20 protein-coding genes are annotated in these 17817 nt (G+C 71.5%); 6 read left to right on the forward strand and 14 right to left on the reverse strand.

Annotation, left to right across the window (positions count from 1 at the left end):
• Window positions 1-92 precede the first annotated feature (92 nt).
• The 5 genes from flgE to N799_RS02720 all read right to left on the reverse strand — a co-directional run bounded on the left by flgE (window position 93) and on the right by N799_RS02720 (window position 3903).
• Window positions 93-1313 (reverse strand): flagellar hook protein FlgE, encoded by a 1221-nt coding sequence (gene flgE, locus N799_RS02700; RefSeq protein ID WP_036207480.1) that lies wholly within the window; start codon window positions 1311-1313, stop codon window positions 93-95.
• Window positions 1314-1399: 86 nt separating this feature from the next.
• A complete protein-coding gene (locus N799_RS02705) occupies window positions 1400-2068 on the reverse strand; it encodes a flagellar hook assembly protein FlgD (protein WP_036207483.1) in 669 nt (222 codons plus the stop codon).
• A 27-nt stretch (window positions 2069-2095) separates the two neighbouring features.
• Window positions 2096-2503, reverse strand: a complete 408-nt coding sequence (flgC, locus tag N799_RS02710; RefSeq protein ID WP_036207486.1) for a flagellar basal body rod protein FlgC — start codon at window positions 2501-2503, stop codon at window positions 2096-2098.
• An 11-nt stretch (window positions 2504-2514) separates the two neighbouring features.
• The gene (locus N799_RS02715; protein WP_036207489.1) at window positions 2515-2883 is read right to left on the reverse strand and encodes a flagellar basal body protein; all 369 of its coding nucleotides are present in this window, start codon (window positions 2881-2883) and stop codon (window positions 2515-2517) included.
• A gap of 90 nt (window positions 2884-2973) precedes the next feature.
• On the reverse strand, window positions 2974-3903 hold the full coding sequence (locus tag N799_RS02720; RefSeq protein ID WP_036207492.1) for a chemotaxis protein: 930 nt from the start codon (window positions 3901-3903) through the stop codon (window positions 2974-2976).
• A gap of 139 nt (window positions 3904-4042) precedes the next feature.
• On the opposite strand from N799_RS02720, the gene flgA reads away from it, so the two are divergent.
• From flgA to N799_RS02740, 4 genes are all read left to right on the forward strand, one after another.
• Window positions 4043-4708: a flagellar basal body P-ring formation chaperone FlgA gene (flgA, locus tag N799_RS02725; RefSeq protein ID WP_036207495.1), complete on the forward strand. Its 666-nt coding sequence runs from the start codon at window positions 4043-4045 to the stop codon at window positions 4706-4708.
• Window positions 4709-4829: 121 nt separating this feature from the next.
• Window positions 4830-5141 (forward strand): flagellar biosynthesis anti-sigma factor FlgM, encoded by a 312-nt coding sequence (gene flgM / locus N799_RS02730; protein ID WP_036207499.1) that lies wholly within the window; start codon window positions 4830-4832, stop codon window positions 5139-5141.
• Window positions 5142-5161: 20 nt separating this feature from the next.
• Complete coding sequence (locus N799_RS02735; protein WP_052101153.1) at window positions 5162-5503, forward strand: flagellar protein FlgN; 342 nt, start codon at window positions 5162-5164, stop codon at window positions 5501-5503.
• Window positions 5500-6741 carry an ATP-binding protein gene (locus N799_RS02740; protein ID WP_238978700.1) on the forward strand — a complete coding sequence of 414 codons (1242 nt, stop codon included), beginning with the start codon at window positions 5500-5502 and terminating at the stop codon, window positions 6739-6741. The genes N799_RS02735 and N799_RS02740 overlap by 4 nt, the downstream gene beginning before the upstream one ends.
• Window positions 6742-6747: 6 nt before the next feature.
• On the opposite strand, the gene N799_RS02745 is transcribed toward N799_RS02740, so the two are convergent.
• The 5 genes from N799_RS02745 to N799_RS02765 all read right to left on the reverse strand — a co-directional run bounded on the left by N799_RS02745 (window position 6748) and on the right by N799_RS02765 (window position 11579).
• The gene (locus N799_RS02745) at window positions 6748-8481 is read right to left on the reverse strand and encodes an EAL domain-containing protein (RefSeq protein ID WP_052101103.1); all 1734 of its coding nucleotides are present in this window, start codon (window positions 8479-8481) and stop codon (window positions 6748-6750) included.
• A gap of 9 nt (window positions 8482-8490) precedes the next feature.
• Window positions 8491-9924 carry a M28 family peptidase gene (locus N799_RS02750; protein ID WP_036207502.1) on the reverse strand — a complete coding sequence of 478 codons (1434 nt, stop codon included), beginning with the start codon at window positions 9922-9924 and terminating at the stop codon, window positions 8491-8493.
• A gap of 126 nt (window positions 9925-10050) precedes the next feature.
• A complete protein-coding gene (gene mscL, locus N799_RS02755) occupies window positions 10051-10470 on the reverse strand; it encodes a large conductance mechanosensitive channel protein MscL (RefSeq protein WP_036207503.1) in 420 nt (139 codons plus the stop codon).
• Window positions 10471-10518: 48 nt separating this feature from the next.
• On the reverse strand, window positions 10519-11235 hold the full coding sequence (locus N799_RS02760) for a fumarylacetoacetate hydrolase family protein (protein WP_036207506.1): 717 nt from the start codon (window positions 11233-11235) through the stop codon (window positions 10519-10521).
• A gap of 47 nt (window positions 11236-11282) precedes the next feature.
• Window positions 11283-11579, reverse strand: a complete 297-nt coding sequence (locus N799_RS02765; RefSeq protein ID WP_036207509.1) for a hypothetical protein — start codon at window positions 11577-11579, stop codon at window positions 11283-11285.
• A gap of 132 nt (window positions 11580-11711) precedes the next feature.
• On the opposite strand from N799_RS02765, the gene N799_RS02770 reads away from it, so the two are divergent.
• Window positions 11712-12041 (forward strand): Rieske (2Fe-2S) protein, encoded by a 330-nt coding sequence (locus N799_RS02770; RefSeq protein ID WP_036207512.1) that lies wholly within the window; start codon window positions 11712-11714, stop codon window positions 12039-12041.
• A gap of 3 nt (window positions 12042-12044) precedes the next feature.
• Here the strand turns inward: N799_RS02770 and N799_RS02775 are convergent, their stop codons facing one another.
• The 4 genes from N799_RS02775 to thiS all read right to left on the reverse strand — a co-directional run bounded on the left by N799_RS02775 (window position 12045) and on the right by thiS (window position 15740).
• Window positions 12045-13883 (reverse strand): SLC13 family permease, encoded by a 1839-nt coding sequence (locus N799_RS02775; protein WP_036207514.1) that lies wholly within the window; start codon window positions 13881-13883, stop codon window positions 12045-12047.
• Window positions 13884-13895: 12 nt separating this feature from the next.
• The gene (gene trmB, locus N799_RS02780) at window positions 13896-14669 is read right to left on the reverse strand and encodes a tRNA (guanosine(46)-N7)-methyltransferase TrmB (RefSeq protein WP_036207516.1); all 774 of its coding nucleotides are present in this window, start codon (window positions 14667-14669) and stop codon (window positions 13896-13898) included.
• Complete coding sequence (locus tag N799_RS02785) at window positions 14669-15475, reverse strand: thiazole synthase (RefSeq protein WP_036207519.1); 807 nt, start codon at window positions 15473-15475, stop codon at window positions 14669-14671. Before N799_RS02785 ends, trmB begins: the two co-directional genes overlap by 1 nt.
• A gap of 64 nt (window positions 15476-15539) precedes the next feature.
• Window positions 15540-15740, reverse strand: a complete 201-nt coding sequence (gene thiS, locus N799_RS02790) for a sulfur carrier protein ThiS (RefSeq protein WP_036207779.1) — start codon at window positions 15738-15740, stop codon at window positions 15540-15542.
• A gap of 168 nt (window positions 15741-15908) precedes the next feature.
• Here thiS and N799_RS02795 point away from each other — a divergent pair, with 168 nt between their 5' ends.
• Complete coding sequence (locus N799_RS02795; protein ID WP_036207522.1) at window positions 15909-17777, forward strand: autotransporter domain-containing esterase; 1869 nt, start codon at window positions 15909-15911, stop codon at window positions 17775-17777.
• Window positions 17778-17817: the final 40 nt, after the last annotated feature.

Genomic DNA, 17817 nt, shown 5'->3' on the forward strand with positions numbered 1-17817 from the left:
GCTTGCTGTAGGAGCGACGTCGGTCGCGACCCGCCGAACGGCGGAGGCGATGTACAGGTCGCGACTTGCGTCGCTCCTACAGCGTCATCCCGTCAGCGGATGTTGATCACCGTCTGGGTGATCTGGTCCTGGGTGGAGATCATCTGCGCGTTGGCCTGGAAGTTGCGCTGCGCGGTGATCATGTTGACCAGCTGCGCGGTCAGGTCGACGTTGCTGGCCTCCAGCGCGCCGCCCTGGACCATGCCGAACTCCGAGGTGCCGGCGGCGCCGCGCAGCGGCTGGCCGGACTCGAAGGTCTCCGCCCAGCCGTTGTCGCCCAGCGGCTGCAGGCCCTGCGGGTTGCTGAAGTTGGTCATCGCGACCTGGCCCAGCGCGGTCGACACGCCGTTGGTGTAGTTCGCGGTCACCACGCCGGTGGCCGAGACCTCGATGCCGGTCAGGCGGCCGGTGGCGTTGCCGTCCTGCACCAGGTTGGAGACGCTGAAGGATTCGCCGTACTGGGTCGAGTCGGCCAGGTCGAGGCTGACCGTGAGCGGCGCGGCGCCGTTGCCGGGGTCGTGCGCCGGCAGTGCGACGGTGCCGGTGGCCGGTACCTGCAGCGCGCCGGTGTCGGAGTACTGCAGCGTGACCGGGCCGCCGACCGCGGTGCCGTCGATCGAGGTGTGGACCTGCCACTCGTTGGCGTTGGCGGTCTTGACGAAGTGCAGCTGCTGCGTGTGCGGCGCGCCCAGAGAGTCGTACACGGTCAGCGAGGTGGTGTGGTTGTAGCTGGTCGGGTCGCTGGCGTCGAACGGGGCGGTGACCGGCACCGGGGGGTTGGCCGGCAGGTTGCTGCCGACCGAGACCTCGCCGGTCGGGCGCGGTGGCGCGTCGCCGGTGGCCAGTTGCAGGTCGCTCATGCGGCCGGTGTCGAATCCGGTACCCGAGGCGCTGGGCAGGTAGACCTGCAGGCGGTGGCCCGACGGGTTGACCACGTAGCCGTCGCGGTCGGCGCCGAAGTTGCCGGCGCGCGAGTACACGGTGGAGCCGCCGTTGGACAGGGTGAAGAAGCCCTTGCCGCTGATTGCAAGGTCCAGCGCCTTGCCGCTGAACTCGACGTTGCCCTGCTCGAACTGCTGGGCGACCTGGTTGAGCCGGACGCCGGCGCCGATGGCGTTCTTCGACAGCCCGTAGGCCGACACCGGGAACACGTCGCCGAACTCGGCGCGCGACTGCTTGAAGCCGGTGGTGTTGGCGTTGGCGATGTTGTTGGAGGTGACGTTGAGGTCGGCGGTAGCCGCGTTCATGCCACTGAGCGAGATGCGGAAACTCATGCGGGTGCTCCGGTCGGGCGGGTTCGGTGGTTGTTGCAGGTGGTTGTGGTAGCGGCTTCAGCCGCGATCCGAGGTGTTGGGGCCGGTCAGCCGATCCGCCGCACCGCGCCCAGCGCGTGGCTGCCGAGGCCGGCGAGGTTCAGCACCAGCCCCTGCGGTTCGATCGAGACGCTGTCGATGCGGGCGGCGACACCGACCGCGAGCGATTCGCTGTCCTCGCCGCTGCCGGCGGTGGCGCGGATGCCGTAGCGGCCGGCGGCGGCCGGGTTGCCGCTGTCGTCGAGCCCGTCCCAGCGCCACGGCACGCCGCCGGCGGCATCGGCCTGGACGGTGGTGCGGCGCACGGTGGCGCCGGAGGCGTCGACGATCTCGACCTGGATGGTGCCGGCGCGGGTCGCGGCGATCTCGCCGTTGACCCCGGCGCCTGCGGCCAGCTCGACGGTGTCGGCCTCCACCAGCGCCTCGCGGCCGACCAGGGTGGCCGCGCGCAGGGTCTGGTCGGACTCCATCACCGATGCCACCGACGACAGCGCGCCCTGCATCTTGTCGATGCCCTGCACGGTCGAGAACTGCGCCAGCTGGCCGAGGAATTCGGCGTTCTGCAGCGGCTTGAGCGGGTCCTGGTTCTTGAGCTGCTCGGTCATCAGCCGCAGGAAGTCGGCCTGGCCGAGCGAGGTGTCGCGCGCGGGCGCCTGCGAGGCGAGGCCGAGCGAGCCCCACGGGTTTTCCAGGCTGGTGCCGGGGATGGCGCTCATGGCGTGGTGTCCTTCATGTCAGCGGGCTCACTTGCCCATGTTCAGCGTCGCGGTGGCCAGTTCCTTGGCGGTGTTGAACACCTCCACGTTGGCCTGGTAGCTGCGCGAGGCGGAGATCAGGTCGACCATCTGCGCGACCGGGTCGATGTCGGGCGCGTAGACGTAGCCGTCGCCGTCGGCGAGCGGGTGGCCGGGCTCGTAGCGCTTGAGCGGGGCGGCGGTGCTGTCGACCACTTCGGCCACGCGCACGCCCGACAGCGCCGGGTCGCCGGCAACCGGCGCGGCGTTGAACACCGGATGCTTGGGCTGGTAGACCGCATCGGGGTTGCCGGACACCGTGTCGGCGTTGGCGAGGTTGCTGGCGACGGTGCTCAGGCGCACCGACTGCGCGTTCATCGCGCTGCCGGCGACGTCGAAGATGGGGAGCGTGCTCATCGTCGCGCCCCCTACTGGCCGGTGATCGCGGTCAGCATGCCGCGCACCTTGGATTCGACGAACGACAGCGACGCGCGGTATTCCAGCGAGGCCTGCGCGAACGCGGCCTTGGCCCGCTCGCCGTCGACCGTGTTGCCGTCGAGGCTGGGCTGGATGGCGCCGGGCGCGTACTGCGCGGCGGCGACCGCGTTGTCGATCCGGTCACCGGGGCCGACCGGGCTCAGCGCGGCGTTCAGGGCCGACTGGAAGTCGAGGTCCTGCGCCTTGAAACCGGGCGTGTCGGCATTGGCGATGTTGCCGGCGAGCAGCTGCAGGCGCTGCTCGCGCAAGGCCAGCGCGGTGCCGTGGATACCGAGGAACGATGAATCGAGCGAAGGCATGGCTGCCCTCCGGGTCTGGTTCACCCGGGATCAGGCAAGCGCCGTGCCACGCAGTCGATCGGGGCCGGGCCGGCCGGCCCGGCGCGCGCCTCAGGTGGCGCGTTGCAGCGCCGTCATCCGCACCGCAATGCGTTGCGCCAGCTCGTGCTCGGAGTACTTGGGCACGAAGTCGTCGGCGCCGACGCGCTCCACCATCGCGTGGTTGAACACGCCCGACAGCGAGGTGTGCAGCAGCACGTAGAGCCCGCGCAGGGCCGGGCTGCGCCGGATTTCCGTCGTCAGCGTGTAGCCGTCCATCGCCGGCATCTCGATGTCGGAAATCACCATCGCGTAGCGGCTGGCCGGCGGGCGGCCGGCGTCGGCCATCTGCTGCAGGTGCTCCAGCGCCTGGCGGCCGTCCGACAGCAGGGTCGCGCCCAGGCCGAGCTGCTCCAGTACCTGGCGGATCTGGTTGCGGGCGACGCGCGAGTCGTCCACCACCAGCACCTCGTGTGGCACGCCGGGCGCCTGCGGCAGGGCGGTGATGCCGGCGGCGTCGCTGGCGCGCGGGGCCGACTCGGCCAGCACGCTCTCGACGTCGACCAGCTGGATCAGTTCGCCCTGGTGGCGGGTCACGCCGGTCAGGTAGTGGGCGTCGCCGCCGAGGTCGGGCGGCGGCTGGATGTCCTCGACCGCGATGTTGACGATGCGTTCCACCCCCGACACCAGGAAGCCCTGGACGGTGCGGTTGAACTCGGTCACCACCAGGTAGCCGGGCTCGGCGCCGTCGTGGGCGTGGCCGATCGCACGGGCGAGGTCGAGCACCGCCACGGTGCGGCCGCGCACGTCGGCCGCGCCGGCGAACGCCGACGGCAACTGCGGCAGGGTGAACAGCGGCGGCCGCGGGATCACCTCCTGCACCTTGAACACGTTCACGCCAAAAAGCTGACGCGTGCCGAGGCGGAACAGCAGCAGGGCCAGCCGGTTGTGGCCCGCCAGGCGGGTACGTTGATCGATGCGGTCCAGCAGGTCGCGGCTCATGGCGGGTTTGTCGGCCGCCGCGGGCGGTTCTTGAGGGCGGGCGATGTCCGTGAATCCCTGCGGGCGTCGCGCCGCCGGACGCGGCACGGGACTTGCCTCCACCGGGGTGAACCCGATCCCGGAGCCTTCCGTGCGGCCGATGTCGTTGTCCCTCCTGCTGGTGCTGGCGCTGCCCGTCGGCCTTGTCCCTCCCCGGGCGTCCGCCGCGGACGGGGCGATCACCGAGCCCGCGGCCATCCGTGCCGCGGCGATTGCCGCGGTCGGTGGCGATGCGTCCAGCGCCGAGGCGACCGTCGACCCCAACCTGCGCATGGCGGCCTGCAGCGCGCCGTTGCAGGCGGTGCCGACCAGCACCCGGGTGGTGCAGGTGCGTTGCCCCGACGCGCCCGGCTGGCACCTGTACGTGCCGGTGCAGGTGCGCCGGGTCGAACAGGTCGCGGTGCTGACCGAACCGGTGCAGGCCGGCCAGACCATCACCGCGGACATGCTGGCGATGCGCCGGCGCGACATGGCCGGCGCCGGCGAGGGTTTCACCAACCCGGCCGAGCTGGTCGGCCAGACTGCCCACCGCGGACTGGCCCCGGGCGCCGCGCCGACCGATGTGGACGTTGCCGACGTGCCGCTGCTGCGCCGCGGCGACCCGGTGGTGCTGGTCTCGCGCGCCGGCGGGATCGAGGTGCGGGTGGCGGGCCGCGTGCTCGGCCGGCCGATGCCGGGCGGGGCGGTGTCGGTCGAGAACCTGCAGTCGCGGCGGGTGGTGCGCGGCCGGGTGGCCGGTGCCGGGATCGTCGAGGTCATGCGTTGAGGCTGGCGGCACGGGCTTGCCGCGCCGGCCGGCGTGGTCGCGACGTGGGTTCAGGGAAGCCGCTAAAGTTCGGCCGGCGGGCGCCGTTACCGGGTTCGACCGAGCCACCAGGAGCATTCCCATGACCACCAAGATCGACGGCGCACCGCCGCCGGCCGTCCGTACCGCCGAGCTGGCAGCGGCCGGTGCCGCCCAGGTGCGTTCGGGCGAGGACCGTTCACAGCCGGTCGCGGCCGCGCCGGCCTCCGACAGCGTCCGCCTGACCGGCGAGGCCGAGGGCCTGCAGGCGATGCAGCGCGAACTCGGCGCCCCGGGCATCGACCTGGCGCGCGTCAACGAGATCCGGAGCGCGCTGGCCGACGGCAGCTACCGCGTCGACCCGCAGCAGATCGCCAGCCGCATGCTGGCGCTCGAAAGCGAGCTCGGCCAGTGAGCTCCGCGGTCGTCCAGCCGGTGACGGCGCCGGCGGCCGATGCGCTGGACTCGCTCGAGCAGGCGCTGCAGGCCGAGCGCCGCGCGCTGCTTGCGCATGACGTCGACGCGCTGCTCGATTCGACCCAGGCCAAGCTGCGCGCGCTGCGGCAGGTCGAGGCGCTGCCCCTGCGCGGCAACGACCCGGCACGGGTCAGCGCGCTGAGCGAGCTCAACCGAGCCAACTCCATCCTGCTCGCCCGCCGCCGCCGCGAGGTGAACTGGGCCCTCCGCCACCTTGGCCGCGTCGAATCGACGGGCGTGTACGATGCCGGTGGGCAATCGGGCGCACGTCCGCAGGTGCGCTGCCTCGGAGTGGGATGAGCGAACGACCCGACACATCGACGCACCCCGGCGACTGGAGCGACGACATGCTCTGGGCGCTGGCCGCGGTCGACACCGCGGTGCTGCTGGTCGACCCCGACGGTGCGCTGGTCCATGCCAACGAGGCCGCCCGCCTGCTGGCGATGCGGCTCGGCGACGGCTCCACCCCGGCGCAGCTGTTGGCGCGCGTGCCCGACGCCGCCTGGGACGCCGCGGTCATTGACGGACGCTGGTCCGGCGACCTCGTGGTCGACGAACCGCCGATCGTGCTCGAAGCACGCCTCTACTGCGGTCGCGGCGAACACGCCGGCCGGCGCTTCGCCACCTTCACCGACGTCTCCGCCCGCTCGGCCCGCGAGGGCGAGCTGCAGCAGCGCCACGACGAACTGCAGCGCACCTACCGCCGCCTGGCCGGTGCACAGGAGCAGTTGCTGCAATCCGAGAAGATGGCCTCGATCGGCCAGCTCGCCGCCGGCGTCGCCCACGAGATCAACAACCCGATCGGCTACGTCCACTCCAACCTCGGCACGCTGCAGGAGTACACCGGCGCGCTGATGGCGCTGATCGAGGGCTACGCCAACGCGCTGGGTGCAGACGACCCGGCGTCCTGCCGCGATGCGATCCGCGGCATGCGCGAAAGGCTCGACTTCGACTTCATCTCCGGCGACCTGCCGCAGTTGCTGTCGGAGTCGCGCGAGGGCATCGAGCGGGTCACCAAGATCGTGCAGGATCTCAAGGACTTCTCGCGCGTCGGCCGCGACGAGGCGATGCGCCCGTCGGACCTTGAGCGCGGGCTGGAGTCGACCCTCAACATCGTCTGGAACGATCTCAAGTACAAGGTCCGGGTCGAGAAGCACTACGGCGAACTGCCGCTGGTGGAGTGCCACGCCTCCGAGATCAACCAGGTGCTGATGAACCTGCTGATCAACGCCGGCCAGTCGATCGCCGAGCGCGGCACGATAAGCCTTGCGACCGGCTGCGAGGATGACGAGGCCTGGATCTCCATCGCCGACAGCGGCTGCGGCATCGCAGAGGAGTCGCTGCAGAAGATCTTCGACCCCTTCTACACGACCAAGCCGATCGGCCGCGGCACCGGCCTCGGGCTGGCGATCTGCTACAGCATCGTCGCCAAGCACCACGGCCGGATCGAGGTGTCGAGCCGGCTCGGCGTGGGCACCACGTTCCGGGTGGTGCTGCCGGTGCGGCAGCCGGCAGGCGTCGCCGACGCGCAGGCGTAACCCCGCTCAGAACCCGGCTTCGCCCGCCGCGCGCCGCTCGAACGCGCGGAACGCGGCGTGGATGTGCTCGCGCAGCTCCTCGTCGTTCCACGGCTTGGTCAGGAAGCGGTAGATCGCGCCGCGGTTGATCGCCTCGGTGATCGTGGCCACGTCGGTGTAGCCCGACAGCACCAGCCGGATCGTGTCGGGGTACAGGTCGCGGACGCGGCCGAGGAACTCGGTGCCGCTCATGTCGGGCATGCGCTGGTCGGAGACGATCACCTGCACCGCGTTGCTGGCGAGCAGGTCGAACGCCTCGCTCACGCTGTTGGCGGTGAGGATCCGGTAGCCGTCGCGGCGGAACAGGCGGACCAGCGAGCGCAATACGTTTTCCTCGTCGTCGAGCAGCAGCAGGGTGCGCTCGGGACGGGTCGCGGCGAACGCGCCCGGCAGCAGGAAGCGGCGCCGGATCAGGTCGTCGAGCTCGTCGGCCGGCAACGGCGCACTGAACAGGTAGCCCTGGAAGAAGTCGCAATGGTTGCGGCGCAGGAAGCCGAGTTCGGCCTCGTTCTCCACGCCCTTGGCGGTGACCTTCATGCCCAGCCGGTGGCCCATCGCGATGATGCCGCGCACGATCGCCGCGCTGCGGGTGTCGCTGGCCACGTTGCGGATGAAGCTGCGGTCGATCTTGAGCCGGTCCAGCGGGTACTGCGCCAATGCGGCGAAACTCAGGCCGCCGAGGCCGAAGTCCTGCACGGTGAGGGTGGCGCCGAGGTCGCGCAGGCCGTTGAGGGTGTCGAACACCTGGCGGGCGTCGAGCGCGAGCACGTTCTCGGAGATCTCGAACTCCATCGCGCCGCCGGGCACGCCCTCGCGGTGCAGCAGCTCGCCGATGCGGTCGACGCAGTCGGCCTGGGCCAGCATCGAGCCGGCCAGGTGCACCGACATGCCGAGGTAGTCCAGGCCCTGCGCGCGCCAGTCGGCCAGTTGCCGGACCGCGGTCGCGGTGACCCATTCGCCGAGGCGGGCCGACAGGCCGACGCGCTCGACGATGTCCATGAACCGGTTCGGCCGCAGCAGGCCGCCGTCGGTCTGCCAGCGCAGCAGCGCGCCGAAGCCGGTCAGGCCGCCGTCGCTGGCGCTCACCAGCGGCTGGTAGAACAGCCGGAATTCGTCGTTGTCCAGCGCCTCCACCAGCCGTCCGGCGAAGCCGTCGCCGCTGGCCGGGCGGGCCGGGCGGGTCGAGTAGTGGCCGACCGCGTCGAGGCCTTCCTCCTTGACCCGGCGCAGCGCCTGCTCGGCCTTGGACAGCAGGCCGGCGGCGTCGTGGGCGTGGTCGGGGTAGGTCGCGATGCCGATCGAGATCGTCATCGGCAACGTGTACGGCGGGATCGACAGCGGGATCTCGAGCGCGTCGCGCAGGCGCTCGGCCAGGCCGGCGCCGTCGAGCTCGCTGTCGCGGTAGCCGATGCCGGCGATGAACTCGTCGCTGTTGAGCCGCCACAGCCAGGCATCCGACGGGATCGCCTTGCGCAGCCGCTGGGCGACCGCCGCCAGGGCCTGGTCGCCGATGTCCTCGCCCATGTTCGCGTTGATCGAACGGAACATGTCGATGTCGATGTGGAGCAGCGCCACCCGCCGCTTGGTGGCGCCGGCGGCGGCCAGCGCCGTGGCCAGGTTGGGACCGTTGGCGCCGAGCCGGTAGACCCCGGTCACGGGGTCGGTGGCGATGCTCCCGAAATCGTCATAGCGCTGCGACATCGCCACAGCTTACTTCCCGTCGGCGTCTCCGTCGGCGTCGGCCTTGGTGCCGCTGCCGAAGTCGCCCTCGGCCGAAGCCGCGAGGTAGGCGAACACCGCGTAGGCGGCGACGTTCTGCGCCAGCGCGGCCGGGTCGATCTTGTCGAAGGTGTCGTCGGGGGTGTGGTGCAGGTCGAAGTAGTCGGTGCCGTCCTGCGCCAGCCGCGCCCAGGCCAGGCCCCCGGCGGCGAACGGGCTGATGTCCGGACCGGGGCCGCCCCTGTCGCCGGCGTACTCGATGCCCAGCGGCGCCAGCACCTGCGCGATCCGCTTCACCGCGCCCTGCGCGTAGTCCGGCGCGCCGGTGCTGATGGCGTAGATGCGACCGGCGCCGAAGTCGCTCTCGGCGGCGATCTGGTGCTTGCGGACCTCGTCGGCATACTTCTCCGCGTACGCCTTGCCGCCCCACAGGCCCTGCTCCTCGTTGGCGAAGGCGACCACGCGGATGGTGCGCGCCGGCGCCCGGTCGAGGTCGCCGATCAGCTTGCCGGCGGCCATCGTCAGGCCGACGCCCGCGCCGTCGTCGATCGCGCCGGTGCCGAGGTCCCAGGAGTCCAGGTGGCCGCCGATCAGCACCACCTCGTCGGGCTTGCTGCTGCCGGTGATCTCGCCGATCACGTTGTGGCTGGTGGCTTCGCCGTCCCAGCCGCAGTCCAGTGCCAGCCGCACCGTGACCGGCTGGCCAAGCGCCAGCAGGCGGGCCAGCTGGTCGGCGTCGGGCACCGACAGCGCGGCCGACGGGATCGGCTCCAGGCCCTCGTCGAAACGGGTGATGCCGGTGTGCGGGTTGCGGTGCGAGTCGGTGCCGGCCGAGCGCATCAGGTAGCCGATCGCGCCGGCGCGGATCGCCGCCGACGGCCCGCGCGAACGCACGCGCGAGCCCGGGCCGTAGCCGCTGCCGTCGCGGGCGCGCTCCATCTTGTAGTCGATGAAGGCGATCCTGCCGTCGAGCGAACCGGCCGGCGCGGCCTCCAGTGCGGCGAGGTCGGGAAAGCGCACGACCTCGGCTTCGACCGTACCGCCCGGGCTGCCGCCCAGCGCGGTGACCGACAGCGGCTGGGCGTAGCGGCCGGTGACCCGCGCGCTCTCGCTGCGGCGCTCCCACTTGGGGAAGGTGACCGGTTCCAGCCACACCTTGTCGTAGCCCAGCGCCTCGAACTTCGCCTTGGCCCACTGCACGGCGCGGGCGTCGGCCTCGCTGCCGGGCAGGCGCGGGCCGATCTCGGTGGTCAGCGATTCGGTGATGCGGTAGCCGAGGTCGCTGGCCAGCGCGGTCTCGCGCAGCTGCGTTGCGGTCTCGACCACCGCGTCGGGGATGCGGGTGGCTTCGGCGGCCTGGGCGGCCGGTGCCAGCAGCAGGGAGGCGGCCAGGGTGGTGCCGAGCAAGTTCGGGATCGCGCGCATCAGGTCTCCTGCAGGGGCCGCGGCCCCGGAAAGAACGAAGCCGCGAGCGTATCAACTCGCGGCTTCGTGCCGGGGTGCCTCAAGTCACGCAGGGCTGTGCCGCGCTTGGCAGTTCGATGGTCGCGCTTACAGGCCCGGCCGCTTGAGCGAATCGCGGATCTCGCGCAGCAGCAGCACTTCCTCGGCCGGCGCGGCGGCGACGGCCTCCGGCGGCGGGTTCATGCGGTTGTAGGCCTTGATCACGAGGAAGATCACGAACGCGATCAGCAGGAAGTCGATGATCGTCTGGATGAACGCGCCGTAGGTGATCACCGGTGCGGCGGCGGCCTGCGCGGCGGCGAGGTTGGCGTAGTCGTTGCCGTCCAGCGCGACGAACAGCTGCGAGAAGTCCACCCCGCCCATCGCCATGCCGACCACCGGCATGATGATGCCGTCGACCATCGCGGTGACGATCTTGCCGAATGCCGCGCCGATGACCACGGCGACCGCCAGGTCGAGTACGTTGCCGCGGTTGATGAATGCCTTGAACTCACTGACCAGGCTCATGGTCTTGCTCTCCGTAGTGTGGACCCAGCGGGTGAATATATATCCCCGTCAGCCGGCCGTGACCACCCGGCCGCACAGTTCGACGACGCCATCGAGGCTGGCGCTGAACACGTCGCCGGCCACCAGCGGACCGACCCCGGCCGGCGTGCCCATGAACACCAGGTCGCCGGCCTTCAGCGCGAACAGCCGCGACAGCTCGTGGAGGATGTCCGGCACGTCCCAGATCAGGTCGGCGAGCGCACCACGCTGGCGGACCTCGCCGTTGATGCGCAACGTCAGCGCGCGACTGGCCAGATCACCGACTTCGCCGGCCGGTACCAGCTCGCTGACCGGCGCGGAGTGGTCGAACGCCTTGCCGGTGTCCCACGGCAGGCCCTTGGACTTGGCTGCCGCCTGCAGGTCGCGCCGGGTCAGGTCCAGGCCGACCGCGTAGCCGTACACCAGCGCCGGTGCGGCCTCGCGGTCGAGCACGCCGGGCGGTGCGTCGGCGCCCAGCGCGACGACCAGTTCGATCTCGTGGTGCAGCTCGCCGGTGCCGCGCGGGTAGGGCACCACGCCGTCGGTCACCAGCGCGTCGGCCGGCTTGCAGAAGAACACCGGCCGGCCGCGCTCGGCCTTCGAAGCCGGCGCACTGGCGCCCATTTCGCGGGCGTGGTCGGCGAAGTTGCGGCCGACGCAGTAGATGCGGCGGACCGGAAAGGTGGCGCCGTCACCGGAACGGATCGGGAGGCGCGGCTGCGGCGGCGCCGCGATCACGTCGGTCATCGTTCCAACCAGGGTAGGGGGGCGCGGCCGTGGCTGGCCGCAGCAGGTCAGCGGGTGAGGACCGGCTTGCCGACCACGCGGTATTCGGCGTCGACCACGCGACGCCCGGCGCGCTGCGCGGCACCGATCCGACCGCGGCCACGCCAGGCCTTGAACAGCAGGCCGGCGACGACCATCGCCGCGCCCAGCGCCACCGAAAACATCACCAGCAGCGCCAGCAGGCCCAGCCCGACCACCCCGAGCGCGAACCGCACCACGCGGTGGCGCGGCTTGCGCGGCTCGAACGCCGAACGCATGCGGGACTGGAACCGGTGGCTGTCGAAACGGAAGCTGGAACTGATCATCGATACGTCGTGACACAATGCGGCTTGCGCCGGACGCCCCAGTATCGGCGGAGGCACGACGGTGATTGTGAGAACTTCGTTAAGTTCCGACCACACGAAGTGTGACAGGGTTGTGAAGACGGGCATCCCGGCATGACCGAGCCACTGATCCGGCTGGCCCACCTGGCCGATGGCGGCTTCGGCGAGGTCGAGGCCACCGTGGATGGCGACAGCGAGTCGCTGATCCTGTACCGGCAGGGCGACGAGGTCCGGGCGTGGATGAACATCTGCCCACATGCCGGCCGTCGGCTCGACTGGGCGCCCGGGCAGTTCCTCACCAGCCGCGACGGCCTGCTGGTGTGCGCCGCGCACGGCGCGAGCTTCGAACTGCAGGGCGGCGAGTGCACCGCCGGGCCCTGCCGCGGGGAGTCGCTGCGGCAGGTGGCGGTGGAAGTGCGGGACGACGCGGTCTGGCTGCTGTAGGCGTCAGAACAGCAGGTTCACCATCAGCACCGCGATCAGCGAGTACGCCAGCGACAGCGGCGCGCCGACCCGCCACAGCTCCTTGCCGGTGTAGCCGGCCGGACCGGTGATCATCGAGATCACCGGGTTGGATGCGGTCATGAAGTTGTTGGACGCCGACAGCGCGACGATCAGCGCGAACGCGGTCGGGTTGCCGCCGGCGGCCAGCGCGATGTTGATCGCCAGCGGCACCATCACGATCGCCGCGCCGACGTGGCTGATCACCAGCGAGAACGCCGTCGTCAGCAGGCCGAGCACCAGTTGCAGCAGCCAGCGCGGCGTCGCCTCCGGCAACTGCTCGATCGTGTGGCCGGCCACCCAGGCCGCCGCGCCGCTGGAGTCCATCGCCCAGCCCAGCGGGATCAGGCAGGCCATCAGGAACACGGTTTTCCAGTTGATCGCCGAGTAGGCCTCGTCGATGTGGAGCACGCCGGCGATCAGCATGCCGGCCACGCCGGTCATCAGCGCGATCGACACCGGCAGCCGCGAGGACAGCGCCAGCAGCATCGCCACGCCGAAGATGCCCAGCGCGATCTTGAGCTTGTGCGGGCGCTGCTCGCCCTTGGGGTAGTCGGTGACGACCACCAGGTCCTTGCCCTTGGCGGCATCGGCCAGGTCGGTCCAGATGCTGTGCAGCACCAGCATGTCGCCGGCGCGCAGCGGCACGTCGCGCACGTTCTCGCGCAGCACGTTCTTGTCGCGGTTGACCGCCAGCAGGCTCAGTCCCAGTTGCTTGCGCAGCTGCAGGTCGCGCCCGGTCTTGCCGATGAACTTGGAAGTCGCCGGGATCACCGCCTCGGAGATGCCGGCGCGGCTCGGGTTGAACAGGTCGCCGAAGTGCCGCAGCCGGGTGCTCAGGCGCAGCATGTTGTTCTGCGCGAAGTCGGCGACCTGCCGCCGCGAGCCCATCGCGCCGATCACGCTGCCGACCCAGATCCGCGCGTCCGCCGGCGGCGACAGCCGGGCCTCCTCCTTGGTCTTGAGCGCGAGTACCAGCGGCGCGCCGTGCAGCACCTCGGCCTCGCCCAGCGACATGCCCACCAGCGGGCTGTCGGCGGTCACGGTCAGCTCGTAGACATCGCCCTCGATGCCGTAGGCGTTGGCGAAATAGCTCTGGGTGCGCGCCGGCGTGACCCCCTTGCCTTCCTCCTCGTGCAGCCGGCGGTTGCCGAAGAAGCGGAAGTACAGCAGCGAGGTCGCCAGCAACGCCGCGCCGATCGGCAGCGTCGCGAACATCTTCAGCGGTTCGATCGTCGCCACGCCCGAGGGCAGGTTGCTGTTGGCCTGCAGCAGCAGGTCGTTGAGCATGATCAGCGGCGAGTTGCCGACCATCGTCAGCGAGCTGCCCATCACGATCGCGGTGGCCAGCGGCAGCAGCAGCCGCGGCAGGGTCAGGCCGGTGCGCGACGACAGCCGCGAGGCGACCGGCAGGTACAGCGCCATCACCGACGGGTTCTGCATCACCGAGGAGTTGATGCCGGCGATCGCACCGGTCAGCAGCAGCAGGCGCTGCTCGACCCCGTGCGCGCGCCGCAGCAGCCAGCCGGCGAGGCGGTTGAGCGCGCCGGTGCGGTCCAGCCCGGCGCCGAGGATCATCGTCGCGATGATGCTCATCACCGCGTTGGAGGAGAAGCCGTTGAAGATCTCCTCGGGCGCGACCAGTCCCGACAGGCCCAGCAGCACCAGCACGACAAGCGCGACCACGTCGGCGCGGATCCGCTCGAACAGGAACATCACCATCGTGAAGCCCACCAGCCCGAGGACGAGCTTCATGTCGGTGGTGAGCGTCAGCGCGGTTTCCATGCCCGGGGTCGGCTACTCGTCTTGGGTCGGCGACTCCGGTGGAGCGGTCGCGGAGGGCTTGTCGTACAGCAGGTCCCAGACACCATGGCCAAGCTTCTGGCCACGGGTCTCGAAATGCGTCTGCGGGCGCCATTCCGGCCGCGGCACCGCGCCGCGCGGGCCGGCCCGGTTGGCGATGCCGGCGGTCGCATCGAGCACGTCCCACATCTGCTCGGCATAGTCCTGCCAATCGGTGGCGAGGTGCAAGCGTCCGCCGGGCGCGAGTTTGCGCACCAGCAGCGCGGCGAACTCCGGCTGCACCAGCCGCCGCTTGTGGTGGCGCTTCTTGTGCCACGGGTCGGGGAAGTAGATGCGGACCTCGTCGAGGCTGCCGTCGGCAACCTCGTGGGTCAGCACCTCGACCGCGTCGTGGTGGTAGACGCGCACGTTGTCGGCGCCGTCGGCGGCCAGCGCGTTGAGCAGGCGGCCAACGCCGGGGGCATGGACCTCGATGCCGATCAGGTCGCGCGCCTTGTCGTGTTGCGCGGCGAACCGCAGCGCCTCGCCGTTGCCGAAGCCGATCTCCAGCACCCGCGGCGCGCAGCGGCCGAACACCGCGTCGTAGTCGCGCGGCACGCCCTGGTAATCGATGCCGAAGTGCGCCCACTGCTCATCGAACGCGCGCTGCTGGGCCGGGGTGAACCGGCCCTGCCGCAGCACGAAGCTGCGCACCTGGCGGTGGCCTTCGGTGACGGTGAAGGGCTTGGGCGGCGCGGCCTTGCCGGGCGCCTGCTCGCGCTCGTCCATCAGCCGATCAGCCCGTCCACCGGGCTCGACGCGCTGGCGAAGCGCTTGCGCGGGATGCGCCCGGCCTTGAACGCGGCGCGGCCGGCCTCGACCGCCAGCTTCATCGCGTGGGCCATCAGCACCGGGTCCTTCGCGCCGGCGATCGCGGTGTTCATCAGCACGCCGTCGCAGCCCAGCTCCATCGCGATGGCCGCGTCCGAGGCGGTGCCGACGCCGGCGTCGACGATGATCGGCACCTTCGCGTTCTCGACGATCTCGACCAGGTTCCACCGGTTCTGGATGCCCAGGCCGGAACCAATGGGCGCGGCCAGCGGCATCACCGCGACGCAGCCGATCTCCTCCAGTCGCTTCGCCAGCAGCGGGTCGTCGGAGGTGTACACCATCACGTCGAAGCCGTCGGCGACCAGGGTCTCGGCGGCGGCGAGGGTCTGCACCACGTCGGGGAACAGCGTGCGCTGGTCGCCCAGCACCTCGAGCTTGACCAGTTTGTGGCCGTCGAGCAGCTCGCGTGCGAGCCGGCAGGTACGCACGGCCTCCTCGGCGGTGTAGCAGCCGGCGGTGTTGGGCAGGATGGTGTAGCGGTCCGGCGGCAGCACGTCGAGCAGGTTCGGCTCGCCGGGGTTCTGGCCGATGTTGCTGCGGCGGATCGCGACGGTGACGATTTCGGCGCCGGCGGCCTCGGTGGCGCGGCGGGTTTCGTCGAGGTCCTTGAACTTGCCGGTGCCGGTCAGCAGGCGCGAGGCGTAGGGCTTGCCGGCGATGACGAGGGGTTCGGGCGCGGTACTGGGTGCGTGGGGAGCGTTCATCCGGCAATTATCGCATCGCCGCGACCGGCCGGGCCGGCAGGCCGCGCCGCAGGTGCGGCCGGTGTCAGCCGCCGCCGAGCGCGTGCACGATCTCGACCCGGTCGCCGTCGCCGAGCGCGTGTTCGCCATGCAGGCTGCGCGGCACGATCGCACCGTTGACCTCGACCGCGACCCGGCGCTCGGCCAGGTGCTCGGCCGCCAGCAGGCCGGCGACGGTCAGCGGGGCGGGGAATTGGCGGGGTTCGCCATTGAGGGTGATGTCCATGCCGGCATTGTCCCGCGCCACGCGCCCGCGGGCCAGCGGCCGGGTCTCCATGTTGCGGCGCGACGCGGTGCGTGCACGACCTGCGGGCCTTGCCCGGTGCGGCGACGCGTGCTTCGATGCGGTCCATTCGCAGGCGCATGTCGCGCCGGCCGCTGCAGGAGCAACCCGATGAAGCCAGCCCGCACCATCCTCGCCGCCGCCCTCGCGCTGGCCGCCATGCCGGCCTTCGCCCAGGACCACCCGGCCAACAACGACCAGCCGTACTCGCAGACGGTGTTCTTCGGCGACAGCCTGACCGACTCGGGTTACTTCCGGCCGGCGCTGGTGCAACTGGCGGGACCGCAGGCGGGCATCCTCGGGCGCTTCACCACCAACCCGTGGCTGGTGTGGTCGGAGTACCTGGCCGACTTCTACGGCACCGACGCGACCGCGGCCAACCAGGGCGGGACCAACTACGCGGCCGGCGGCGCGCGCGCGGGCGTCGACGGCTCGGCGACGCTGGCGCCGGGCGTGACCCTGCCGGTGCCGTCGATGGCGACCCAGGTCGGCAACTACCTCGCCGCCACCGGCGGCGTCGCCGACCCCGACGCGCTGTATACGGTCTGGGGCGGCAACAACGACGTGTTCGCCGCGCTCGCGACCGCCGCGGCCGGCGGTGACCCGGCGCCGGTGATCGGTGGCGCGGTGGCGGCGCAGGTCGGCGTGGTCGGCACGCTGCAGGGTGCCGGGGCGGAGTACGTGCTGGTGCCGACCATCCCCGACATCGGCCTGACCCCGGGGTTCCGCGCGCAGGGCCCGGCGGCGCAGGCGGCCGCCACCCAGTTGTCGGCGGCGTACAACGACGCGCTGTTCGGTGCGTTCGCCCAGGCCGGCCTGCGGGTGATCCCGCTCGACACCTTCCACCTGTTCCAGGAAGTTGCCGCCGACCCGGCCGCGTTCGGCTTCAGCAACATCACCGGTACCGCCTGCCAACCGCAGATCACCGCCCAGTCGCTCACCTGCAACCCGGGCACCTACGTGTCGCCGGGTGCCACCACCAGCTACGCGTTCGCCGACGGCGTGCATCCCTCCGGCGGCGCCCACGAGGTGATCGCCGACTACGCGGTCTCGGTGCTGGAGGCGCCGCGGCAGATCGCGGTGCTGACGAACTCGGCGGCGATGACCGGCCGCGCGCGGGCGGACCGCGTCGCCGCGCAGCTGGCGGTGCCGGCCGACGGCGAGGGCACCCGCTGGTGGGCGGACGTGCGCGGCGACTTCCAGCGCTACGACCACGGCAGGCTGTACGACGGCGTCGGCCCGGCGCTGACGGTCGGCGTCGACTGGCGCAGCGGTGCGCTGACCTTCGGCGCGTTCGGCGGCTACGGCCGGCAGGAGCACGACTGGGGCCGCCGTGGCGGCAGCTTCGACCAGGACGAGGCCAGCATCGGCGCCTACCTGGGCTGGGCCTCCGGGGCCGGCGGCTGGCTCAATGCGCAGGCCAGCTACGGCCAGCTGGGCTTCGACATCGAGCGCAACGCCAACCTCGGCCAGGCCACCCGCGTGCACCGCGCCGACGTCGACGGCGACAACCTGAGCTTCGGCGTCAATGCCGGCTGGGAGTTCGGCGACGGCGCCCTCCGCCACGGCCCGGTGATCGGCGTGCTGGCACAGCAGATCGACATCGACGGCTTCGCCGAGAGCGAGCCGGCCCTGTCGACGTCGCTGGCCTACCCCGAGCAGACCTTCGATTCGGTGATCGGCAGCGCCGGCTGGCAGGTCCGCTACGACGCCGGCCACTTCCAGCCGTACGCCCGGGCGACCGTCGACCGCGAGTTCGAGGACCATCCGGAGCAGGCCTTCGCGCGGCTGCAGTCGATGCCCGGCACGACCGACTACGCCGTCGCGGGCGTCGCCTTCGACGACAGCTACGGCAGCCTGCTGTTCGGCGCGCGCGCCCGGCTGTTCGGGCTCGACGCCAACCTCGGCACCAGCCTGACGGTCGGCCGGACCGGCGGCCACAACACGACGGTGTTCGCGACGGTCGGCAGCCGCTTCTGAGCCGGCCCGCCCGCCTGCGCATCGGCGCGGGCGGGCGCTT

The sequence above is a fragment of the Lysobacter arseniciresistens ZS79 genome (assembly GCF_000768335.1).
Taxonomy (GTDB): Bacteria; Pseudomonadota; Gammaproteobacteria; order Xanthomonadales; family Xanthomonadaceae; genus Novilysobacter; species Novilysobacter arseniciresistens.

Excerpts from the sequence above, each read along its gene's own strand:
- N799_RS02765 (WP_036207509.1), bottom strand. The coding sequence starts at position 11,579 with ATGATCAGTTCCAGCTTCCGTTTCGACAGCCACCGGTTCCAGTCCCGC.
- N799_RS02705 (WP_036207483.1), bottom strand. The coding sequence starts at position 2,068 with ATGAGCGCCATCCCCGGCACCAGCCTGGAAAACCCGTGGGGCTCGCTC.
- flgC (WP_036207486.1), bottom strand. The coding sequence starts at position 2,503 with ATGAGCACGCTCCCCATCTTCGACGTCGCCGGCAGCGCGATGAACGCG.
- N799_RS02745 (WP_052101103.1), bottom strand. The coding sequence starts at position 8,481 with ATGTCGCAGCGCTATGACGATTTCGGGAGCATCGCCACCGACCCCGTG.
- flgA (WP_036207495.1), top strand. The coding sequence starts at position 4,043 with ATGTCGTTGTCCCTCCTGCTGGTGCTGGCGCTGCCCGTCGGCCTTGTC.
- mscL (WP_036207503.1), bottom strand. The coding sequence starts at position 10,470 with ATGAGCCTGGTCAGTGAGTTCAAGGCATTCATCAACCGCGGCAACGTA.
- N799_RS02785 (WP_036207519.1), bottom strand. The coding sequence starts at position 15,475 with ATGAACGCTCCCCACGCACCCAGTACCGCGCCCGAACCCCTCGTCATC.
- flgM (WP_036207499.1), top strand. The coding sequence starts at position 4,830 with ATGACCACCAAGATCGACGGCGCACCGCCGCCGGCCGTCCGTACCGCC.
- N799_RS02750 (WP_036207502.1), bottom strand. The coding sequence starts at position 9,924 with ATGCGCGCGATCCCGAACTTGCTCGGCACCACCCTGGCCGCCTCCCTG.
- N799_RS02795 (WP_036207522.1), top strand. The coding sequence starts at position 15,909 with ATGAAGCCAGCCCGCACCATCCTCGCCGCCGCCCTCGCGCTGGCCGCC.
- N799_RS02770 (WP_036207512.1), top strand. The coding sequence starts at position 11,712 with ATGACCGAGCCACTGATCCGGCTGGCCCACCTGGCCGATGGCGGCTTC.
- N799_RS02775 (WP_036207514.1), bottom strand. The coding sequence starts at position 13,883 with ATGGAAACCGCGCTGACGCTCACCACCGACATGAAGCTCGTCCTCGGG.
- N799_RS02740 (WP_238978700.1), top strand. The coding sequence starts at position 5,500 with ATGAGCGAACGACCCGACACATCGACGCACCCCGGCGACTGGAGCGAC.
- trmB (WP_036207516.1), bottom strand. The coding sequence starts at position 14,669 with ATGGACGAGCGCGAGCAGGCGCCCGGCAAGGCCGCGCCGCCCAAGCCC.
- N799_RS02760 (WP_036207506.1), bottom strand. The coding sequence starts at position 11,235 with ATGACCGACGTGATCGCGGCGCCGCCGCAGCCGCGCCTCCCGATCCGT.
- N799_RS02715 (WP_036207489.1), bottom strand. The coding sequence starts at position 2,883 with ATGCCTTCGCTCGATTCATCGTTCCTCGGTATCCACGGCACCGCGCTG.
- flgE (WP_036207480.1), bottom strand. The coding sequence starts at position 1,313 with ATGAGTTTCCGCATCTCGCTCAGTGGCATGAACGCGGCTACCGCCGAC.
- N799_RS02720 (WP_036207492.1), bottom strand. The coding sequence starts at position 3,903 with ATGAGCCGCGACCTGCTGGACCGCATCGATCAACGTACCCGCCTGGCG.
- thiS (WP_036207779.1), bottom strand. The coding sequence starts at position 15,740 with ATGGACATCACCCTCAATGGCGAACCCCGCCAATTCCCCGCCCCGCTG.